At 59.8% G+C, this 2,689-nt stretch carries 2 protein-coding genes; both read left to right on the plus strand.

The features are described 5' to 3' along the window. The coding region (tssM, locus tag OO184_RS24720; protein WP_265381425.1) for a type VI secretion system membrane subunit TssM at nucleotides 1–1,662 on the plus strand (1,662 nt) is incomplete at its 5' end. Between the two features lie 79 nt (nucleotides 1,663–1,741). After that, a partial coding sequence (locus OO184_RS24725) for a type VI secretion system ImpA family N-terminal domain-containing protein (protein WP_265381426.1) occupies nucleotides 1,742–2,689 on the plus strand: 948 nt, incomplete at its 3' end.

Raw genomic sequence — 2,689 nt, forward strand, 5'->3', positions numbered from 1 at the left:
ACTCACCTGGACTATGCCCTGGATCACACCGACTGGCGGGCCGCGCGGGAGGCGGGCGATCAGGCCGCCATCAGCAGCTTTGCGCCTTATAAACTGCCGCTCATGCAGGCCGAGAAAGAACTGAGTCAGCTCTCTATTTATCAGCGCGTCTATCAGAACCTGCGCATTAAAGCGCAGGATTCACTGCCGCCGCCCCTTAACCTGCGCGACCAGATCGGCCCGAGCTTTGACAGCCTCTTTATTGCCAATAATGACAGGCAACTGATTATCCCGCAGTTCCTGACGATAAACGGCCTGAACAACTACTTCGTCAAACAGGACGACCAGCTGATCGACCTCACGGTCATGGACAGCTGGGTCCTGAACCTGTCGCACAACGTGCAGTACAGCGACACCGACCGCAAAGAAATCCAGCGACAAATCACCGAGCAGTACCTGGGGGACTACACGGCCACCTGGCGCGGGGCCATGAACAATCTGGATATTCGTGATTTTACCGATATCCCGCAGGCCATCAGCGCCATTGAACAGGTCATCAGCGGCGAACAACCCATCAGCCGCGCCCTGCAAATCCTCAGCGACAACACCCGTCTGCCGGTGATTAACGAGACGCTGCCGGCCAAAGAACAGCGGCAGTTACGTGATGCCCCCGATTACCGCCTGCGGGTGCGTATTAACCGGGAATTCGCGCCGGAAACCGCGGTGCTGGTGGAATACGGCGACAAAAACAGCACCTTACAGGAGGTTTATCAGAAACTGGTGGAACTGCACCGTTACCTGCTGGCCATTCAGAACGCGCCGGTACCGGGTAAAGCCGCCCTGAACGCCGTTCAGAAGCGTCTTGAACAGAATAACAGCGACCCGATCTTCGACGTGCGGCAACTGGCGAAAAACCTGCCGGCGCCGCTCAACCGCTGGGTCGGCGAACTGGCCGAACAGGCCTGGCGGGTGGTGATGATGGAAGCCGTCAGTTCGCTGGAAATCGAATGGAGCGACACCGTCGTCAGACAGTACCAGACCTACCTGGCCGGACGTTATCCGTTCAACCCGGAAGCGACCCAGGATGTGCCGCTCAGTGAGTTCGAGCGGTTCTTCCGCCCCGGCGGCACGCTGGATGCCTTCTATCAGCAGAACCTCAAACCGTTTGTTGAAAACAACCTGACCCACAGCGCCGACGGCAAACAACTTATCCGCCCGGATGTGCTGGCGCAACTGAAACTGGCCGACCGTATCCGCGACACCTTCTTCACGCCGCAAAACGGTCTGGGGACCCAGTTCGCCATTGAGCCCCTCAGCCTGACCGGCAATAAACGCCGCAGCCTGCTCAATCTCGACGGCCAGCTGCTCGATTATGCCCACGGCCGCAGCAGCATTGTGCACCTGATATGGCCCAACTCGATGCGGGCCGGGGTGGAAAGCCAGCTCACGCTGATACCGGACGCCAGCGGCAAATCGCCGCGCGCCATCAGCTTCACCGGCCCGTGGGCCCAGCTGCGTCTGATTAACAGCGGCAAACTGACCAACGTGCGTCAGGATTCGTTTGACGTGCGGTTCACGGTGGACGGGGGCGACATGACCTACCGTATCTACGTAGACGAATCTGACAACCCGTTTGCCGGCGGCCTGTTCAGTCAGTTCAGACTGCCTGACACGCTGTATTAATGGCAAATTTTATTCATTGCAAAATAGCAACCCACCCTGTCCTCCGCGCCGGCGGAGACAGGCTAAAGGATGAACGGCCATGCGTGAACACCCTGAAAACCTGATTATCCGTGCCGGCAGTAACCCGATGAATCTGCCGGCGTTCACGGCAATACGCGAAGAAATCAACAAAATCAACCACCCGTCTCAGCCGGCAGTGAACTGGCCGCTGATTGAATCGCTGGCCCTGACGCTGTTTCGCACCCACGGCGTCGATTTGCAGAGCGCGATTTACTACACTCTGGCCCGGATGCAGCTCAGCGGTCTGGCGGGCTTTACGGAAGGCTGCGAACTGCTGGCCGGGGTGATGGTCAGCCAGTGGGATGAACTGTGGCCGCCGCAGCCGGCGGTCCGTACCGAGATGCTGGACTGGTTTAACACCCGCAGCGGCAACGCCTTACGCCAGCATGATTACACCCCCCGCGACCTGCGGATGATTTACCGGGCCGAACGGGCCTTACAGCTCATCGTCGACCGGCTCCAGCAGTCCGACCTGAAACGTCTGCCGAAGGTCGAAAACCTGCTGTGGTTCTTCCAGAACACCGCCAAAAAACTGGAACAGACCCGACTCCTGCCCAAACCGGCCGCCAGACCGGCGCAGATGCCGCCGCTGGTTTATCTCGCCGGCACTGAACCGGCGCCGCCTGAACCGGAAACGGACGACAGCATGAGTGATGACCGCCGTCAGCCCAAAGTGCAGGTCCATTTCCCTGCCCCCCCGCCGCGACCGATGAGCGCCTTACAGGGGTTCGGACTGGGCGTATTACTGGGGGTATTCGTCCTGACCGGGACCTGGCTGGGCCTTTACCGGCCCTTACAACAGCAGATGACGGCCCTGACCGGCACCCCGGACGGGGCCAGACTGGCCTGGCTGTCTCATCCCGACCTGCAAACCTATGCACAGCAGTTAACCCGGTTAGCGGACACCTCCCCGCTGGTCGTCCTGCAACAGGCTGAGCAGCTGACCGGCACGGCACAAAAAACCTGG

It is taken from the genome of Photorhabdus aballayi, assembly GCF_026153155.1.
Taxonomy (GTDB): Bacteria; Pseudomonadota; Gammaproteobacteria; order Enterobacterales; family Enterobacteriaceae; genus Photorhabdus; species Photorhabdus luminescens.